The following is a 16,629-nucleotide window of genomic DNA, read 5'->3' as shown; positions in this document are numbered from 1 at the left end:
TGGTGGACCGGCCGTTATTCCTCATGCCCCGTTGTGGCGGCCGCGGCGCGGGCCTCCACCTCGGCCTTGCGGACGAGCGAGGCCGGCACACCGCCAATCGCCCAGTCTTCCGGGTCCACACGCCGGCAGCTCCCGCGGACCAGCTCCCGCGGGGTGCCGAGCGTTTCCACGATCAGGTCTGTGAAAGCCATGAGCAGGCGCTGGCGCTCAGCTACGGGGCGCCCCTCCAGCACGATGAACTCGAACCAGGGGGCATGACGACCGCTATAGATCACCAGATCACCTCCCACCGCGACCGCATCGGGGGCATGGCGGGCGATGAAGGCCCGCACACGCTCGACAGGTGTCGCGAGGATTTCTGAATAGAGCCGGGACGCGCCTCGCAGGAGACGTTCGTCCTGTTCGGCCGAGGTCAGCCCCGCGACAAGATGGAAGGTGACGATTGGCATCATGGATCTCCTTGCTTGAGGGCCTTGCGGGGATCGGGCTTCCGGCTCAGGGGAGCCCGCGCCGGCGTCCCGAATCCAGCATCAGGGCGGAGCCTGTCATCGCGTCCGCCTCCGGCGCGAGGAGGAGGGATACGGCCCAGGCAACCTGTTCGGGGGTTGTGAGGCGTCCAATGGACGATTCCGCCGCCATCTCCGCAAGAACATCCTCCATGGTGATGTTGCGCAGCGCGGCCCGGTCTGCGGCCACACGGCGCAGACGCTCTGTATCTGCGGGACCGGGGACGATCAGATGCGCCGTCACCCCGCGCGCGCCATAGGCCAGGCTGAGCTGGCGCACGCCATTGACGAGAGCGGCGTTGGCGATGCCGGCAGAAGCCGCATAGGCTGTCGGCTCAAGCCCGTAATGGCCGCCAATGGCGACGATCCGCGCGCCGGCGGAAAGCTGCTCATCCACCGCGCGCACCAGCCGCAGCAGGCCGCCGACCTTGATGTTCACCGCATCCACCAGGGTCGATGTCGGGGCAGTGAGAATACCGCCCGCAACGCCCACGCCCGGCCCGTGCACCACCATGCGCACCGGCCCGTTCACCGCCGTGGCGATCGCCTCGATCGCGGTATCCGATGAAATATCGGCGGCGCATGGCTCGACCTGCGGCACCCGGGCCTTCAGCTCCGCCAGAGCCTCGGTGGTGCGGGCAACCGCAAGGATGCGCAGGCCCGATGCCGCGAGGCGGTTGACGATGGCTGTGCCGAAGGCGCCTGTCGCGCCAACCACGACCGCAATCTCGCTGCCTTGCTCTTCATGTGTTGTCATAGGGGCTCCCATTCATCTGGAGGTGGCACGCCATGCCGGAGGCGGTGGGATTGAGGCAGCTGGCGCATCTTTATATGTGCGCCATGGCTCTCATTGCCGGGCTGTTGCGCGGCAGATGATCCATGAGGGGCGGAGGGGCCTTGCCGTAGCCATCGGCCGCAGTCCGTTCAGGTCACGCTTTCCGGTGACATGAAGAGCCCAGTTCCAGATGCCTTGATCGCATTATCATCCATCCCCGCGCCTCGATTTTTATTTTTGGCGTTTCATCGAAACAGAAACAATGAATAGGCCGGCCAGATCATACCGTCTAATACCGATTTATACTGTCGCTCATTCCAGAGGGGTATCATGACAGGTGCGTCTGCAGCCTGTCCGGCCGGCCGCAGGTCAAGACCCCGCTGCCTGGGCCCGGCCTTGTGATCCGGTTTTCTGGCAATTTGGACATGGTGCCTCGGGAGGGCCGGGCGGGCGTGATCTGTTGAGCGGCCCGGTTCCGGGTCAGATGCCAAGAAGCATCAGCCAGCCGGCGGCCAGCAGCATGCAGGCGATCGTGACCGGCAGGCCCGCCCGCGCAAATTCGCCGAATGTGATGGTGACGCCTTTCGCCGCCGCCTGCTCCACCACGATGATCCCGGCAAGACTTCCAAAGATGATCAGGTTGCTGGAGAAGTTGGTGCCAAGCACAAGCGCGGCCCCCAGCACATCCACCTGCGTACCGGACTGGACGAAGGGGGAAAGCAGTATGACAGCCGGATTGTTCGTCACCAGGTCGCTGATGACCGCGCTGACCCAGAACAGTGTGAGCGGGGAATCAAGATTAATCCCGTAGCTGCGCGCATGGGTCAGAATATCGGCAGGCAGGCCTGTCGCGATCATGGCGCCATTGACCACGAACAGGCCCATGATGAGAAGGAGAAGGCCGCCATCCACCTGCTTCATCAGCGTATCGGAGGTGACGCGGTGGCTCAGAAGCAGAGCTCCGGCGCCGGCAAGGGCAATGAGTTCGCGAGGCCATGAACTGAAGATGAAGGCCACCACAACCGCCAGCATGACAATGGCGGCCTTTGCGGTTCCCAGCCGGTCGAGGGAAACGCTCTGCTCATTTCCCGCCCTGGCCTGCAGGGCGGATGCGGCCTGTGTGTTCAGGGTCCACCGGCCGCGATAGCAGAAGGCGAGGATTCCCCAGACCAGAGGCAGGGAGAGCAGCGCCGGCACCGCCGTGACTTTCAGGAGATCCATGAAGGAGAGGTCAAGGATCTGGGCCACGATCATGTTCTGCGGGCTGCCAATGACCGTGCCCGCAGAACCGGTATTCGTGGCGAAGCAGAAGGCCAGCAGAAACGGCACCGGATTGAGCCCTCGCGCCAGTGTCACGGCCACCAGAAGCGGGGTCATTGCCACCACCACCACATCATTGGTCAAGACGGCAGACAGCAGCCCGCCCGCCACCACGATGACAGCGAGCAGCACGGGAGGCGTGACATCGAGCGAAGCGAGGCGCTGGGCTGTGAAGGCATAAAAGCCGGACACCACAAACGCCCCCGACACAACCATAAGCCCGAACAGCATGCCAATGGCGCGGTAATCTATGGCATTCCACGCCGCCTCCTGCCCGATGGCGCCGGTGACCATCATGGCCAACGCCCCAACGACAGCGGCGCCGGAGCGGCTCAGGCGCAGACTCGGCAGATGGCCGATGCCCATGGCGACATAGACCAGGACAAAAACAACTATCGTGACTTCCATTGCATATCCGCGGATAAACTATTGTTTTATAAGTATGTATGCTTGAAATATCATGAATATGCCGACATTCCAACAAGGTGATGGTGATATTATCATGCTGAATAGTCAACGGATCTGCAAATGTGCGTAATATTTTGGCAGAAAGTGCATAGGCGCGCCGCCGCGTTCCGGCATAGTCTGCCTGAGCTGTCGGCCCGAGGGTGAGCACCGATGCGCGATGGGGGGTGTAGTCGCGATTGTCTTCGGGCCGGCAGTCTGATGTTCAGAAAGATCAGATGTCCGGAAGTAAAGGTGGCCTGTTGGAGCAGATGCCCCGCTCGGCTGCCATGGTCTCAAGGAAGGGTTTGTGATGCTCAGGATCATGGTGACATGCGCTGCTGCGCTGGGAATGGGGCTGGCGGCGCCGGCCCTTGCGCAGGAAGCCCGTTTCAAGGCGCTCGCCGATCTTCCCTTCACTGAAAACCGCCCGACGCCGCAGACCGCCAGTATCCTGCATCAGGATCTCGCCTTCCAGCAGGCGGTGCAGGCCTATCTGTGGGCCATGCCGCTGATCAACACGCTCGGCATGATGTATGGCTCGGAGGAGAAATTCGGCTCTGGCTACAATGTTCTGCCGATCTGGAAGCAGAGGCTGGACACCAGGACGCTGATTACGACGCCCAACTCGGATGTGCTCTATGCCATGAGCTATATCGACATGACCGAGACCGGCCCGATCGTCATGGAGGCGCCCCCAAGGCTGCAGGGCATACTGCTCGATTTCTGGCAGCGGCCAATCCCGGTGGATGGCGGTGTCTATTTCGGTGATGTCGGTTTTGCGGGGCCGGATCAGGGCAAGGGCGGCAAGTTTCTCATCCTGCCGCCGGGATACAAGGGCGATGTGCCCGAAGGCTATTATGTCTACCGCTCGGGCACCCGCAACCTGTTCGTCTTCCTGCGGGGGTTCTTCGAGAATCCGGACAATCTCGCGCCCGCTGTCGCCCATCTGGAGCAGACAAGGATCTATCCGCTGAACCTGCCCGAGACCGCGCGCAAGGCTATGGTCTTTCCGGATGCTTCAGGCGTGCCCGTGAACATGCTGCCGCGCTCCACGGCGGAGGCGTTTGACCAGCTGAAATGGCTGGTCGACAAGGAGGGGGAGGATCTTGCCGGCCCCGATGGCCTTGGCATTCTGGCGAGCATCGGGCTGGTGGCCGGCGTGCCCTTTGCGCCGGACAGCGGAACGCGGGCCAAGCTCGATGCGGCCGCGACAGTCGGCTACAAGACCAGCCGTGTGATCGGGCTGGCAAACGGTGTGGGTGATGTGTCCTACCTCATCTGGCCAGACCGGCAATGGGTGAACCCGATCAACAACAAGCTCTATTTTGAAAAGACAAAACCGCTGAACCTGTCCTTCCGTGACATTGCCCATGGGTTTACGGCGGTGGAGCCGCGGGTCTGGTATTTCACAAACTACTACTCGATCAGCCCGGGCATGGTCAGCCAGGTGCCCGGCCAGGGTGCGGCTTTCCAGATTGCGTTCAATGATGCCAGCGGCACGCCGCTCTCGGGTGATGCAACCTATAAACTCACTCTGCCCAAGGATATTCCGGCCCGTCTGTTCTGGTCTCTGACCCTTTATGAGGCCGCCAATGGCTCGGGTCTTGCCACCCGTGAGCGAAAGTTTCCCTCGCTCGGCTCCCACAACAGGCCGGTGCAGAATGCCGATGGCACGACCGATCTGTGGATCGGCCCGAAGGCGTTGAAGGGGCGTGAGGCGAACTGGCTGCCCACGGCGCCGGGGCGCGGCTTCTTTGCCATTCTGCGTCTTTACGGGCCTGAGGAACCAGCCATCAATCTGAGCTGGAAGCCCGGGGATTTCGAGAAAATCGACTGATGATGCTCCATCCCGGTTGTGTCGTGCCGGGCGGATTGCGCACACATAAGGTGCTCCCATGCTGAAACCTTCCCTTTTCGCCCTGCTTCTTGGCAGCGGCCTTGTCGCCCTTGCGCCGGCTATCTCTCCGCTGAGCGCGCCTGCCATGGCGCAGATGCAGCCGCAAAGGACGTTTGCCGATCTGAATGTCCCCTCGGCCGAGGTCACGCCACAGGCCTCCTATGTTCGGGCCATTGCGCGCATGGCCTATATCTGGGGCTGGCCGCTGGTGAACATGCAGAACCGCTTCGACAGCATCACCCAGGCACCCGTGCCGGCCCTGCTTGGCGGCATGGTGCCCGTCGCCCCGGCGGGCCAGATCGCCATGCTGCATGATTATGTCGATCCGGATGAGCGCTTCATTGCCTGCCCGAACCAGGATGTGGTTTACGGCCTCGGCTATTTCGATCTGGACAAGGAGCCGATGGTCGTGCAGGTGCCCGATTTCGGCAAGCGCTTCTGGGTCTATGCCGCCTATGACCAGCGCACGGACCAGTTTGGAAAGTTCGGCTCTCCCTATGGCACGAAGCCCGGCTTCTATCTGCTGGTGGGGCCCAACTGGAAGGGTGAGGTGCCGAAAGGCATCACTGGCGTCGCCCAATCCTCCACCGCCCTTGGCAATCTTGTGCCGCGCGTTTTCATGGATGACACCGCTGCCGACCGCGTTGCAATCCAGCCGCTCATCAACCAGATCGTCGTCTATCCGCTCAGCCAGTTCGATGGCAGCATGAAGACGGTTGTCTGGAGCAAGCTGCCCCATATCGACAATCCTGATACGGACAGTGCCGGTGAAACCCGCTGGGTGGTGCCGGAAAAGTTCTTCAGCCAGCTTGGCAAGGCGATGGATCGTGTGCCGCCCCTGCCCGGCGAGGAGGCGCTCTATGCCCAGTTCCGCTGGCTGATCGATCTTGCGGAGAAGAACCCGGACATCCGCAAGGTCATCGATGCCGAAGCGGTGGCCAGCGAGCAGGACGTGATTGCCGATTTCTTCCGCTGGGACCGCAATGGCAGGCCGGCGGGCAACAACTGGTACCGTTCGCTGCATAATGCCCAATGGGGTGTCGATTATTATGATCGCACCGGCACCGCGCGTTCCAACATGCTTGAGAACCGCCCCAACGAGACCGAATATTTCTATACTGATTTCGATGGCGACGGTGTGCAGCTCAATTCGGCCAAAAGCTATGAGGTCACCTTCCCCGCAGGGCAGATTCCCCCGGTGAAAGGCTTCTGGTCACTCACGATTTACAATCAGTATCACCTGTTCACGCCGAACAGGCTGAACCGCTACTCCCTCGGCACGAAGAATGCGGATCTGGTGAAGAACAGTGATGGCTCACTCACCATCCATGTCAGCCGGGAGCCGCCCAAGGGCAAGCCGGAGGCCAACTGGCTGCCCGCGCCGGAAGGTGATTTCTCGCTGTATATCCGCGCTTACTGGGGCGAGGAGCCGATCCTCGACGGGTCCTGGCAGCCGCCCGCCATCCGGGCCGGAGGCTGAGGCAGGCCCGGCCCGTCCAGCACCATCTGTGTGGCCGAGCCGGCGCATTGCCGAAGTTCTGCACCCGTGAGTACTTTATATCTGTTGCCAGATAAAGTTTCTGGCTCAGTATAGTTGTCAGTGAACACGAGGGTTCCATTCAAATTGTGGGTGCGCAATCCGCAAGGGTCTTGATGGGAAGGGTATAGCGTTGAAACCACATGATAAATCCCATGCGATTGACAACATTGTCGTGGTGTTGTTCGAGAACCGCTCACTGGACAACATGCTCGGCCATCTTTACGGCCCGGAGGACGGGAAAGAGTTCGAAGGGGTTATCGGGAAGAATCTCAGTAATCCCATCCCGGAATGGGCAGAGCATGGCGCGGAGCGCAAGATAGTGCCCTATACGGTTGCGACCGATATGGATGCACCCAATCCGGACTCGGGCGAAGAATACTATCATACCAATACGCAACTGTTCAATGTGCTGGACCCGGCGAACCGGTTCAAGGGGCCCGAGGGAATCTGCGAGCCCTGGAACACCCCTGCGCCGGGTGCGGTTCCAACCATGTCCGGGTTTGTCACGGACTATATCAGCTTTTTCACATTCGAGATGGGCCGCCAGCCGACCTATGAGGAATATGCGCAGATCATGACCGGCTATACGCCGGAACAGCTGCCTGTCCTCAATGGTATTGCGCGTGATTTCGGTGTTTTTGACCACTGGTTCTCCGAAGTCCCCTCACAGACATTCATGAACCGGTCATTCTGGACAGCCGCGACATCTTCCGGTCTGGTCGTCAACGCGCCCTATGGGAAGTGGTTTACCCAGAACCCTGCCGAGACGATATTTGAACGCCTCGAACAGCACGGCAAGACATGGAAGATCTATGTCGCCGAACCGATGCGGGTGTCCTTTCACGGCATCATCCACCATTCGCGCCTGAGGGAAAAGCTGGCGACGCATGTGGTGCCATTCGCCGAGTTCGAGCGCGATGCGGCGGCCGGGACACTGCCCAATTTCGCGCTGATCGAGCCGAACATGATCGCCGGGCATGGTGACTACCATCCTGCATTCGGGCGCGGCCTTGGGGCCCATATCGATGCGACGGAGCTGGACCCGCCCTCGGCCCTTCTGGCTGGCGAGGCCTTTCTGGAACGGATCTTCAACGCCTACCGCAACAGCACCTCACCGACAGGCACGAATGTCTGGAACACCGCACTGCTGATCGGCTGGGATGAGCCGGGCGGTACCTATGACCATGTGCCGCCGGGCCCTGTCCTGCCGCCCGATCCCGAGGGGCCGGCGGGCGAGATGGGCTTCAGGTTTGACCTGTCGGGCTATCGGGTTCCGGCCATTCTGGTCTCGCCCTGGGTTGCGCAGGGTTCCGTGTTCAATGAGGAATATCGCCATACATCCCTGATCGCGACCCTGCGCAAGGTCTGGGATCTTGGTGAGGCCTTCACCCGCAGGGACGCCCATGCGCGCACCTTTGAAGACCTGTTCACGCTGGATACGCCGCGTGATCCCTCCACATGGGCGAATATCAAGGCCCGTCCCGAGCCGGCCTATCACTATGACACATCCTTCACCGCCAAGGCCCTGAGCAATCTCGGCAAGGGTGTGGGCATGGCTTATATCGACCGCGCCCGGGCGCTCGGCCTGCCGCTGCCGCAACGCCTGAAAGACGACCCCGAGGCGGTGCCGACGGGTGAGGATGTCTATGAGAGTCTGAAGCTTCTGGCGTGGTGTGACTTCCCGCTGCTCAATCCGGATGTCACATCCAAGCATGTTCCAAACCTCTCCGGTAACGGGAAAAGACCCTCGCCGCAAAAGCCCTGAGCATTGTCTGGCGTGGCGGGTTTTCATGGGGCGGGCGGGATCTTCTTCATCCCGCCCGCCGGCAGGGCGGTGAGATCTTCTCACAAGCCCGCGGACGTGCCGGAAAGGCTGTGGCTTGTGTCCGTGAACAGCAGCGAAAACAAGGGAAGCGATGCAGATTCAGTTGCCTGTCCAGCAGTTCAGGTCGCGCGCCCGGCACATCATGTTTTCCGCTGTGATCGCCATGGCCATTGCCGAGTATGGCACATCCGTGGCGCATGCGGGGCCTGAGCCCGTAGCTTCCGCCTCTTCCGCCTCCCCGGCACCTTCCGCTGGCGGTAGTGGCGGCGGGGGCGGGGGCAGCCCGGAACCGGGCTCCGGCTGGAATTATCATCTCTCGGTCTATGGCTGGGCCGTGTCGCTGAAAGGTGATATCGGCATGCGCACCTTGCCGACGATCCCGGCCGATGTCCGGTTTGCTGACCTGCTGAAGAATATGGATGGCGCCCTCATGGGCTCCTTTTTCGCCAATGATGGCGAGTGGCTGTTTCTGGCAGATCTTGTCTATGCAAATCTTTCGCGGAACAGGACACTGAGCGCTCTTGGGGGCGGAAATCTTGGTGTCGGCATGAAGGCGACCATTGCCACCAGCGCCGTCGGCCGCATCCTGCCAACGGGCTGGGAGGAGCTGGACTTCGCGGTGATGGCCGGTGTCCGCTATATGAGCATCAGGGGCGCCGTATCCCTCAACACATATATGCCTTTTTCGGCATTCTCCACCAGCCAGAGGCAATGGTGGGTAGACCCTGTCGTGGGTTTCGTTGCGCAGTGGAAAATAGACCGGTCGTGGTTCATTGATGCCATGGCGGATATAGGCGGCTTCGGCGTGGGCTCGAAGCTGTCGAGCACCGGTTATCTGGGCATCGGATATATGTGGACCGAGAGTTTCTCGACCTCGCTCGGCTATCGTTACCTGTACGAGGATTATGAACACTCTGCCGTCTCCGGCCCGGGGACCTTCCGTTACAAGGCGACCATGCATGGGCCGACACTGGCAATGGGCTGGAAGTTCTGAAGCTCAGCCAATGCCATGAGATCCCTGATCACAGTCCGGGGCGGGTTTTCCGGATCTTTGGCTGCGGCCGGGAGAGGGGATGGGTTGTCACCTCCGGGGCAGGGGCGCGCCCCGGAGGTGGCATCATGTGCAAGCGCCGGCGGATGCCGGGCAGGGCGGCGTGTCAGGTGCAGGGCAGCGGGCCGGTACCAGACTTGTGCCATTCAAGCAGACACTGATTGTCCTGCTGAAGCACCAGTGGAATGAACCACTGGGCCTGCTGGCCTGCGATAAGCTGGTCCTGATTGATCCAGGTGCCGGCTGCCGGAACAACAGTCTTGTAAGACACGTTCGCCGCATCGGCCGGTGCGGTCAGGGTCGGGGTGGAAACGACCGGTTCGGGGCCATAGATACCAGCCGCGGTGCTGTCGCCACTTCTGCGTCCGCCGCTCACCAGCCAGAACTGGTTCTGCTTCGCCGCTGCGTAGGGGTAGAAATCCGCGCGTCCGGTCGGCGGATTGGGGATGGCGAACAGGGCAGGGTCGATCTCGACCTTGAGAGACTGCGGCATGCCCGCCGGTGCGGCGAGAATATCGGTGCGCAGGGCGCCATAAAGGCCCCCCACCTCCGGCACGGCAAGTTCGCCGGCAAGGGCAAGCCCGATACGGCCGAGCGGCGTCTGCGCCACCACCGGCTGGTCCCCGCCTGTCGCCCAGCTGTCGCCCGCCGCTTCAGGATGGGTGACGCGATAGCGCGCAAGGATCTCCCCCTGCGGACCAGCCAGAACCACCGTATGATAGATGGCCGTTCCGTCGCGCTCAGGATAGCTGCCGACGAGATAGCCCTTTCCTGCCTTCGCCGCATTGGCGAGTGCCGTTTCGAACGGTCCGCCCCGGGCCTCCGCCTGGCTTTTGATCTCGTCGGCCGAAAGACCGGAGGGAAGGGCGGACAATTGCGGCAGAACCGTCAGCTCATTCTCGCCCACCTTCACCTGGGAGAGCAGGGAGGGGCCGGCCGGCCACTGCGCCGCCACCAGCGAGGCGGGGCGCGGGTTTCTGGTGGCGTTGCCATCCACCGGGGTGCGGTGGAGCGCCAGAAGCGGGCTGTAGATGTCCGGATGCCGCAGTTTCAGCCTGTCAGTGCGCGCCTGATCGGCCTTGGCCGGCTCAATCGTGGAGGCGAAGACACCGTTCAGGCCCGGAGGCAGCACTTCGGGGGGAACCACGGGTGCCTGCACGAGCTTCTCGCCCTGCGGCGACCAGATGCTGGAGCCGCCATTATAATAGAGCTTGCCGCCCGTGACGGGGTTCGTCTCGACACCGCTGCGCGTTGCGCCCACCACCCAGACGCCATTCTGCGCGCTCATATACTGGACGTTGGAAACGGTGGAATGGTTTCCGGTGGCTTCGGCAGCCGGTGTGCCCGGCATCACCCGGTCCGAGACGGAGTGCCAGCCGATGATCTGGGCGCCCCGCAAGGCCGCCAGCCGGGCATATTGCCAATAGGTGTCGTCATAGCAGATCAGAAGCGCGATCCGGCCGATGGGCGTGGTGAAGACCTCAACACCCGTCGTGCCGGGGGCGAAGACCTTCTGGTCCTGCGGGTTCAGTCCGGTCTTGCGGTACTTGCCGATAATGCCCTGCGGGCCGAGGAGCACGGCAGTGTTATAGGCCAGGCCCGTTTGTGTATCACGTTCGGCGATGCCAACGCTCATATACATGCCCGTTTTCTTGAGAAGGGGCAGCAGGGCGTCTGTCGTCTTTCCGGGGATCGTATCGAGAAACGGGGCGATCTGCTCCGGCCCGCTGAACAGATATCCGCTCACGGCGGTTTCGGGAAACACCGCATACTGGATGCCCTGCCGGCTCACCTCTTCGGCGGCCTCCACGAGCCTGCGCACATTGCCATCGAGATCCCCCCAGGCGGGAACGAAATCAACGGCGGCAACCTTGACCGGATGCTGGCCCATGACCGGCTGGGACTGGGCGGCCAGTGGCTGTGTGGTGGCCATGGCCAATGCTGCGGCCAAAGCCGTACCCCTCAACACCTTGAACATGTCTTCTCCTAAGAGCCAATCTGGAAAGGTGCGGATGGGCGATGCGCCTGCTCGATACATGCCTCTTTCAGGGGATGCGGGGCACCACTGAAGGGGGGCTTTCGATGGCGGCCCGGCCGGAGCCTTCCTGCTCACACTTTAGGCTAAAGCATGACTGCTTGTCCCCTGTTCGGGCAGGAAAACCAGAATTATCATGCCCTTGGCCTTCCGGGCCGGCATTCGGGCCGTTTTCGTGATCATTGGCTGCGCTTGAAACTTGCGGTCATCGGCATGGACGCGCGCGGCTTTCCCGCTTTCCAGCAGGTGCGGCGGCAGGCCCGCACGCGGGTCGGGCACGGTGCCTGTGGTCAGGATGGGAAGCTCCGGGGCGGGGCAGGAGCGTGGAAGAGGTGTGGCGATGTGAAGCCCCGCATGGCGTGCCCCCGGATCACACATCATGTTGCTTCCGGATGGGCGCTCTCTTGCGCCATCAGCGGGTGCCCCGGCTTTTCCCCAGGAGATTTCTGAAGAGATTCCGCAAGCTTTTTATGGGTGCGGTTCTCCGTAATATGCGCCATAACGGGGCGTGCCAGCCGCGCATATGAAATCGTCCGGGGACGGCGCGTAATGACTGATGACCCACTTCCTCCTGCCAGCCCAGCATCCTTGGATCCACCCGCCCGAACACACGCCAGTGCGCGTATGGCGGGCATTATCGTCGCCCTGAGCGTCGTCGTGATCGTTGGGCTGTCACTATGGTTCCTGATCCAGCCACAGCCTCTTATCGTGCAGGGCGAAGCGGATGCGACGCGGATTGACGTCGCGGCACGGGTCGACGGGCGTATCGCTACGCGGCCGGTCGAGCGCGGGGACATGGTTGCGCCCGGCCAGGTTCTGGTCACCATCAGCAATCCGCAACTGGTTGCCAGGCTCGCCGAGGCCGAGGCGGCGAAGGCTGTCGCGGTGGCGGATCTCGCCCGGATCGAGGCCGGCACAAGAGCCGAGGTGGTGGCCGCCCGCAAGGCGGCGATCGATGCCGCCGCTGCCAATGCCACGCTGGCGGAACAGACCTATCAGCGCACCAAGAAACTGACCCAGCGCGATTTCGCCTCCGTCCAGAGACTGGACGAGGCCACCGCCTCCCTCGATGTTGCCAAGCGCAATCTGGAGCAGGCCAGACTGTCCTATGAGGAGGCCGTGGCCGGCTATACGCCCGAGGAGCGCGGTGTTGCCGAGGCGAGCGTGGCCAAGGCGGAGTCGGCCATCGAGACATTGCAGGCGCAGGTCAACGAGCTCACCGTGGAGGCCCCGGAGGCCGCGCAGGTCTACCAGATCGGCGTCGAGCCGGGCGAATATATCTCCCCCGGCGTGCCGCTGATGTCGCTGGTCGATCTCAGCGACATCTGGCTGCGCTTCGACCTGCGCGAGGATCTCGTCAGGAATCTCAAGGTCGGTGATCGCTTCGAGGTGCGCATTCCAGCGCTTGGCAATCGGCCCGTCACCGTTGCGGTGCGCACCATCGCCACGCGCGGCGAATATGCCGGCTGGCGGGCGACACGGGCAACCGGCGATTTCGACCTGCGCACCTTTGAGGTGCGCGCCTATCCGGTCGAGCCGCTGCCCGGGCTTCGGCCCGGCATGAGCGCCTATGCCGACTGGACCGGGGCGCATCGATGATGCCGCCCGGCCTTGTCGCGGTCGCCGCCCGCGAGGTCGCATGGATCTGGCGCGACAAGGTCGCGGTGATCCTGACCATGGTGGTGCCGCTGCTCGCCTTCACGCTGCTGACCGCCACCTTCAGTGATGCCGTGGTGCGCAATCTGAAGGTCGATGTGGTCGACATGGACCGCACGCCGACCTCGACAATGTTCGTGCAGGCCATCGAGGCCGCACCGGGGGTGGAGGTGACGGAGCGCTCCACCGATCTGAGCGGCGCCATGCATGCCGTGCGCTCCGGGAGCGCCATTGCCGCCGTCTATCTGCCGCGCGATCTTGAGCGGGACGTGATGGCGGGCCGCCGGCCGCAGGTGGTGATCTTCTACAACAAACAGTATTTCACCCCGGGAAATATCGCCGCAAGCGCCCTTCAGTCCGCCGTCTCCTCTGTCGCAAAGGAGCTTGCGACCCCGCCGGCATCGAAGGCCAGCGCAACGCCGGGCGCGATGGTGGTTGAGCAATATGTGCTCACCAATCCGGCCCTCAACTATGCCCAGTTCCTGCTGCGCGCCATTCTGCCCACGGTGCTGCACATGATTGTGGCGCTTGCCGGCGGCTATGCCGTCGGCTCGGAATTCGCCTCCCGCAGCAAGGAGGAGTGGCTGGCCGCGGCCGATGGCAGCCCGGTGCTGGCGCTTGTCGGCAAGCTTGCGCCCTATTTCGCCATCTACACCGTCATGGCCGTGATCGGGCTGTACATCATCAATGTGTTCTATGGCGTGCCGTTCAGGGGGAATCCGCTGATTGTGGGGGCATCCAGCCTGCTGCTCATCATGGCCTATCTTTCGCTGGGTGCGCTGTTCCAGCTGCTGACACGCAATCTTGCGGCAGGATTGTCGCTCACGAGCATTGTGTGCTCGCCGGCCTTCGGATTTGCCGGCGTGGGCTTTCCGGTGCTGGCCATGAACTCCTTTTCGCAGGGCTGGGGCAGTGTGCTGCCCTTGCGCTGGTATATTCAGGTGCTGTTCGATCAGGCCGCGCGTGGCGTGCCTGTGGCCGCCTCGGCATGGGCCTTCATCGCGCTGGCGAGCCTTGCGCTGTTCTATTTCGGCCTGAGCTGGCTGCGGCTGCGGGCCATTGCGCGGATGCCTGATCCCGCACCGGAGGACCTGCCGGCGGAAACCGGGGAAGGCCGCAAGGGCGTCGTTTCCGCCTTCACCGCCGAATATGGCCGTGTGCTGCGCGATCGGGGCGTGTTTGGCCTTATCGTGCTGGGGCCGATCATCTATGGCCTGCTCTATCCGCAGCCCTATGTCGGGCAACTGATCCGCGATATTCCCATCGCGGTCGTGGATAATGATGGCGGCGAGATCAGCCGCACCCTGATCGAGAGGCTGAACGCCCATGAGGCGCTGGAGGTATCGCTCCGGCCGATGACGCTTGCCGAGGCACAGGAGGCAATGGCGCGCCGGGAGGTGTTCGGCATCGTGAACATCCCCGCAGGCACCGAGCGGGACATTCTGAAGGGCAATGACGCGCGGCTGCCGGCCTTTGTCGATTCCGCCTATTTCCTGCTCTACAACCGCACCCTGCAGGGCATATTGGAGGCGGCCGGTACGGTGAGCGCGGATCTGCTCTCGCGGGGCGCCCGTACGGATGGCAGCCTGTACCGGGCCTCCCTCGCCTCAAGCTCGCCGGTCGAGATATTGAGCCAGCCGCTGTTCAACCCCACTGGCGGCTATGGCAGCTATGTGGTGCCGGCAGCCTTTGTGCTCATCCTGCAGCAAACGCTGCTGCTGGGGGCCGCGACCGTCGGCGGGGTTGCCTTTGAGCGGGGCGGGGTCGTGGCCCGTCGCCAGCGCGGCGGCCTTGCGGCGGTGATCGGGCAGGCGCTTGCCCATCTGATGCTCGCCTTGCCGGGATTTGCGCTTTATCTGATCGTGCTGCCACGGCTCTACGGATTTTCGGCCGAGGGCCGGCTGCTCGACATGCTGGCGCTGGCGGTGCCGTTCATCCTGTCGGTCAGCTTTCTTGGCCAGTTCGTCGGCGCCTGGTTTCCCCGGCGCGAGACCGCGCTGTTGCTGATCATCGCCTTCAGCCTGCCGTTGTTCTTTCTGGTCGGGGTCGCCTGGCCGCCCGAGGCGATACCCGATCTGCTGCGGCGGGCAAGCTTCGCGCTGCCGAGCACATCGGGCATTGACGGGCTGGTGCGGCTCAACCAGATGGGCGCCTCGCTTGCCGATGTGATGCATGACTGGCGCCGGCTCTGGGTGCTTGCCGTCATCTATGCGGCCCTTGCTGTCATTGCGACCCGCATTTCCACCGCCGGGAGGGGCCGATGAGCGGAACGCGCCGACTTGTCCTCGTGGTTGCGCTTGCCGTGGTGGCCAGCGGCGGGGCGCTTCTCGCTGCCCGCTATGCTGGCCCTCCTCCGCCGCCGGCGCTTGGCATGGTGCGCCAGACCGATATCCGCATTGCGCCGGAAACGGGCGGCCGTCTGGCCGCGCTCAATGTCACTTCCGGGCAGCGGGTGAAGGCCGGGGATCTGCTCGCCACACTGAGCAACCCGGAGCTTGCCGCCTCGGTTGGCGAGGCACGCTCCGCGCTTGCCAGTGCAAAAGCCGAGCGGGACCGGGTGTTCTCCGGTGTGCGACCTGAAAAGGTGGGGATCGCCGCCCAGGAGGTGGCAACAGCCGAGGCCAATCTGGCTCTGGCACAGGCACAATATGACCGCTCCGCCGCACTGGCGGGCAAGGGTTTTGCCAGCCGCCAGCAGCTTGATGAGGACACCGCTTCCCTCGCGAAGGACAAGGCCGATCTCGACCTCAAGCGTGCCGAGCATGCCGAGGTCGTCGCCGGGCCAACCCCGGAGGAGCGTGATCTGGCCGAGGCCAGGGTGGCGCTCGCCGCCGCCAGCCTTGCCGTGCTTGAGGCTGAGCTCGACAAGCTGAAACTGGTCAGCCCGGCGGATGGTACGGTCGGCGTCATGGTGGCCGAGCCCGGCGAGATTCTGGTGCCGGGCAAGCCCGTGATGACGCTTGAGGTTGAAGGCGGGCGCTGGTTTGGCTTCACCCTGCGCGAGGACATGCTTGGCCCACTGAGTGTCGGCAGCACTCTCACCTTGACCGCCGCCGACGGGCAGGAGATTCCCGCCCGCGTCAGCGAACTGCTTCCGCTCGGCGAGTTCGCTACCTGGCGCGCCGCCCGTGCTGTGGGAGATTACGATCTCAACAGCTTCAAGCTCCGCATCGACCCCACCGTGAAATCGGACAGGCTGGAACCCGGCATGTCCGTCTGGCTGCCAAAAACCGCGGCCCCATAGGGCGGCAACCGCCATGCTGTGTGACCCGGATGCGCGTTGCGGCGCGCTTCCGGGTTGGGTGACCGGACTTCGGGCAGGAGGCTGGGCCGGCTGCGCATTCGCGTGAGGGGCTTTTTCGGCGTGTGTGCCATGGGCTACAGGAGCGCCGGGCCTGCGGGCGAGATGAGGCAGCCCAGTACAAAGTGCAGGCCAAAAGTGCGCGGAGCCATGGTCTGCATCCGGGCGTACAAGCCTGCGGTGTGGCCGGGCTCTTTGGGCCGGGCCGGTGTGCCTGCACGCCGCCGCCTAGACTTCTTTTCAGGAGTGGACGTTTACGGCAGTGCATTTCTGCCC

At 63.2% G+C, this 16,629-nt stretch carries 12 protein-coding genes; 7 read left to right on the top strand and 5 right to left on the bottom strand.

Going from position 1 to position 16,629, the window contains the following annotated elements:
• Positions 1–14: 14 nt before the first annotated feature.
• From ACT6QG_RS13370 to ACT6QG_RS13360, 3 genes are all read right to left on the bottom strand, one after another.
• Positions 15–452: a tautomerase family protein gene (locus ACT6QG_RS13370; protein ID WP_444978062.1), complete on the bottom strand. Its 438-nt coding sequence runs from the start codon at positions 450–452 to the stop codon at positions 15–17.
• Positions 453–495: 43 nt separating this feature from the next.
• Positions 496–1,263, bottom strand: a complete 768-nt coding sequence (locus ACT6QG_RS13365; protein WP_444978061.1) for an SDR family NAD(P)-dependent oxidoreductase — start codon at positions 1,261–1,263, stop codon at positions 496–498.
• A 498-nt stretch (positions 1,264–1,761) separates the two neighbouring features.
• On the bottom strand, positions 1,762–3,009 hold the full coding sequence (locus ACT6QG_RS13360; RefSeq protein ID WP_444978060.1) for an ArsB/NhaD family transporter: 1,248 nt from the start codon (positions 3,007–3,009) through the stop codon (positions 1,762–1,764).
• A gap of 349 nt (positions 3,010–3,358) precedes the next feature.
• Here ACT6QG_RS13360 and ACT6QG_RS13355 point away from each other — a divergent pair, with 349 nt between their 5' ends.
• The 4 genes from ACT6QG_RS13355 (at position 3,359) to ACT6QG_RS13340 (ending at position 9,304) form a co-directional block, all read left to right on the top strand.
• A complete protein-coding gene (locus tag ACT6QG_RS13355; RefSeq protein WP_444978059.1) occupies positions 3,359–4,885 on the top strand; it encodes a DUF1254 domain-containing protein in 1,527 nt (508 codons plus the stop codon).
• Between the two features lie 58 nt (positions 4,886–4,943).
• A complete protein-coding gene (locus tag ACT6QG_RS13350) occupies positions 4,944–6,425 on the top strand; it encodes a DUF1254 domain-containing protein (protein ID WP_444978058.1) in 1,482 nt (493 codons plus the stop codon).
• 190 nt (positions 6,426–6,615) lie between these two features.
• Entirely contained in the window at positions 6,616–8,250 is a 1,635-nt protein-coding gene (locus tag ACT6QG_RS13345; RefSeq protein WP_444978057.1) for an alkaline phosphatase family protein, read from the top strand.
• Between the two features lie 151 nt (positions 8,251–8,401).
• Positions 8,402–9,304 (top strand): hypothetical protein, encoded by a 903-nt coding sequence (locus tag ACT6QG_RS13340; RefSeq protein WP_444978056.1) that lies wholly within the window; start codon positions 8,402–8,404, stop codon positions 9,302–9,304.
• 163 nt (positions 9,305–9,467) lie between these two features.
• Here the strand turns inward: ACT6QG_RS13340 and ACT6QG_RS13335 are convergent, their stop codons facing one another.
• Complete coding sequence (locus ACT6QG_RS13335; protein WP_444978055.1) at positions 9,468–11,339, bottom strand: nitrilase-related carbon-nitrogen hydrolase; 1,872 nt, start codon at positions 11,337–11,339, stop codon at positions 9,468–9,470.
• Positions 11,340–11,477: 138 nt separating this feature from the next.
• Positions 11,478–11,777, bottom strand: coding sequence for a hypothetical protein (locus ACT6QG_RS13330; RefSeq protein WP_444978054.1), 300 nt, complete (start codon positions 11,775–11,777; stop codon positions 11,478–11,480).
• A gap of 243 nt (positions 11,778–12,020) precedes the next feature.
• On the opposite strand from ACT6QG_RS13330, the gene ACT6QG_RS13325 reads away from it, so the two are divergent.
• From ACT6QG_RS13325 to ACT6QG_RS13315, 3 genes are read left to right on the top strand one after another with little or no spacing between them, the layout of a single operon-like run.
• Positions 12,021–12,995 (top strand): HlyD family secretion protein, encoded by a 975-nt coding sequence (locus ACT6QG_RS13325; RefSeq protein WP_444978053.1) that lies wholly within the window; start codon positions 12,021–12,023, stop codon positions 12,993–12,995.
• Entirely contained in the window at positions 12,992–15,316 is a 2,325-nt protein-coding gene (locus ACT6QG_RS13320; protein WP_444978052.1) for an ABC transporter permease, read from the top strand. Before ACT6QG_RS13325 ends, ACT6QG_RS13320 begins: the two co-directional genes overlap by 4 nt.
• On the top strand, positions 15,313–16,296 hold the full coding sequence (locus tag ACT6QG_RS13315; RefSeq protein WP_444978051.1) for an HlyD family secretion protein: 984 nt from the start codon (positions 15,313–15,315) through the stop codon (positions 16,294–16,296). Before ACT6QG_RS13320 ends, ACT6QG_RS13315 begins: the two co-directional genes overlap by 4 nt.
• Positions 16,297–16,629: the final 333 nt, after the last annotated feature.

Source organism: Haloleucobacter ellipsoideus (assembly GCF_052491725.1).
This window is presented reverse-complemented; position numbering and strand designations above follow the sequence as displayed.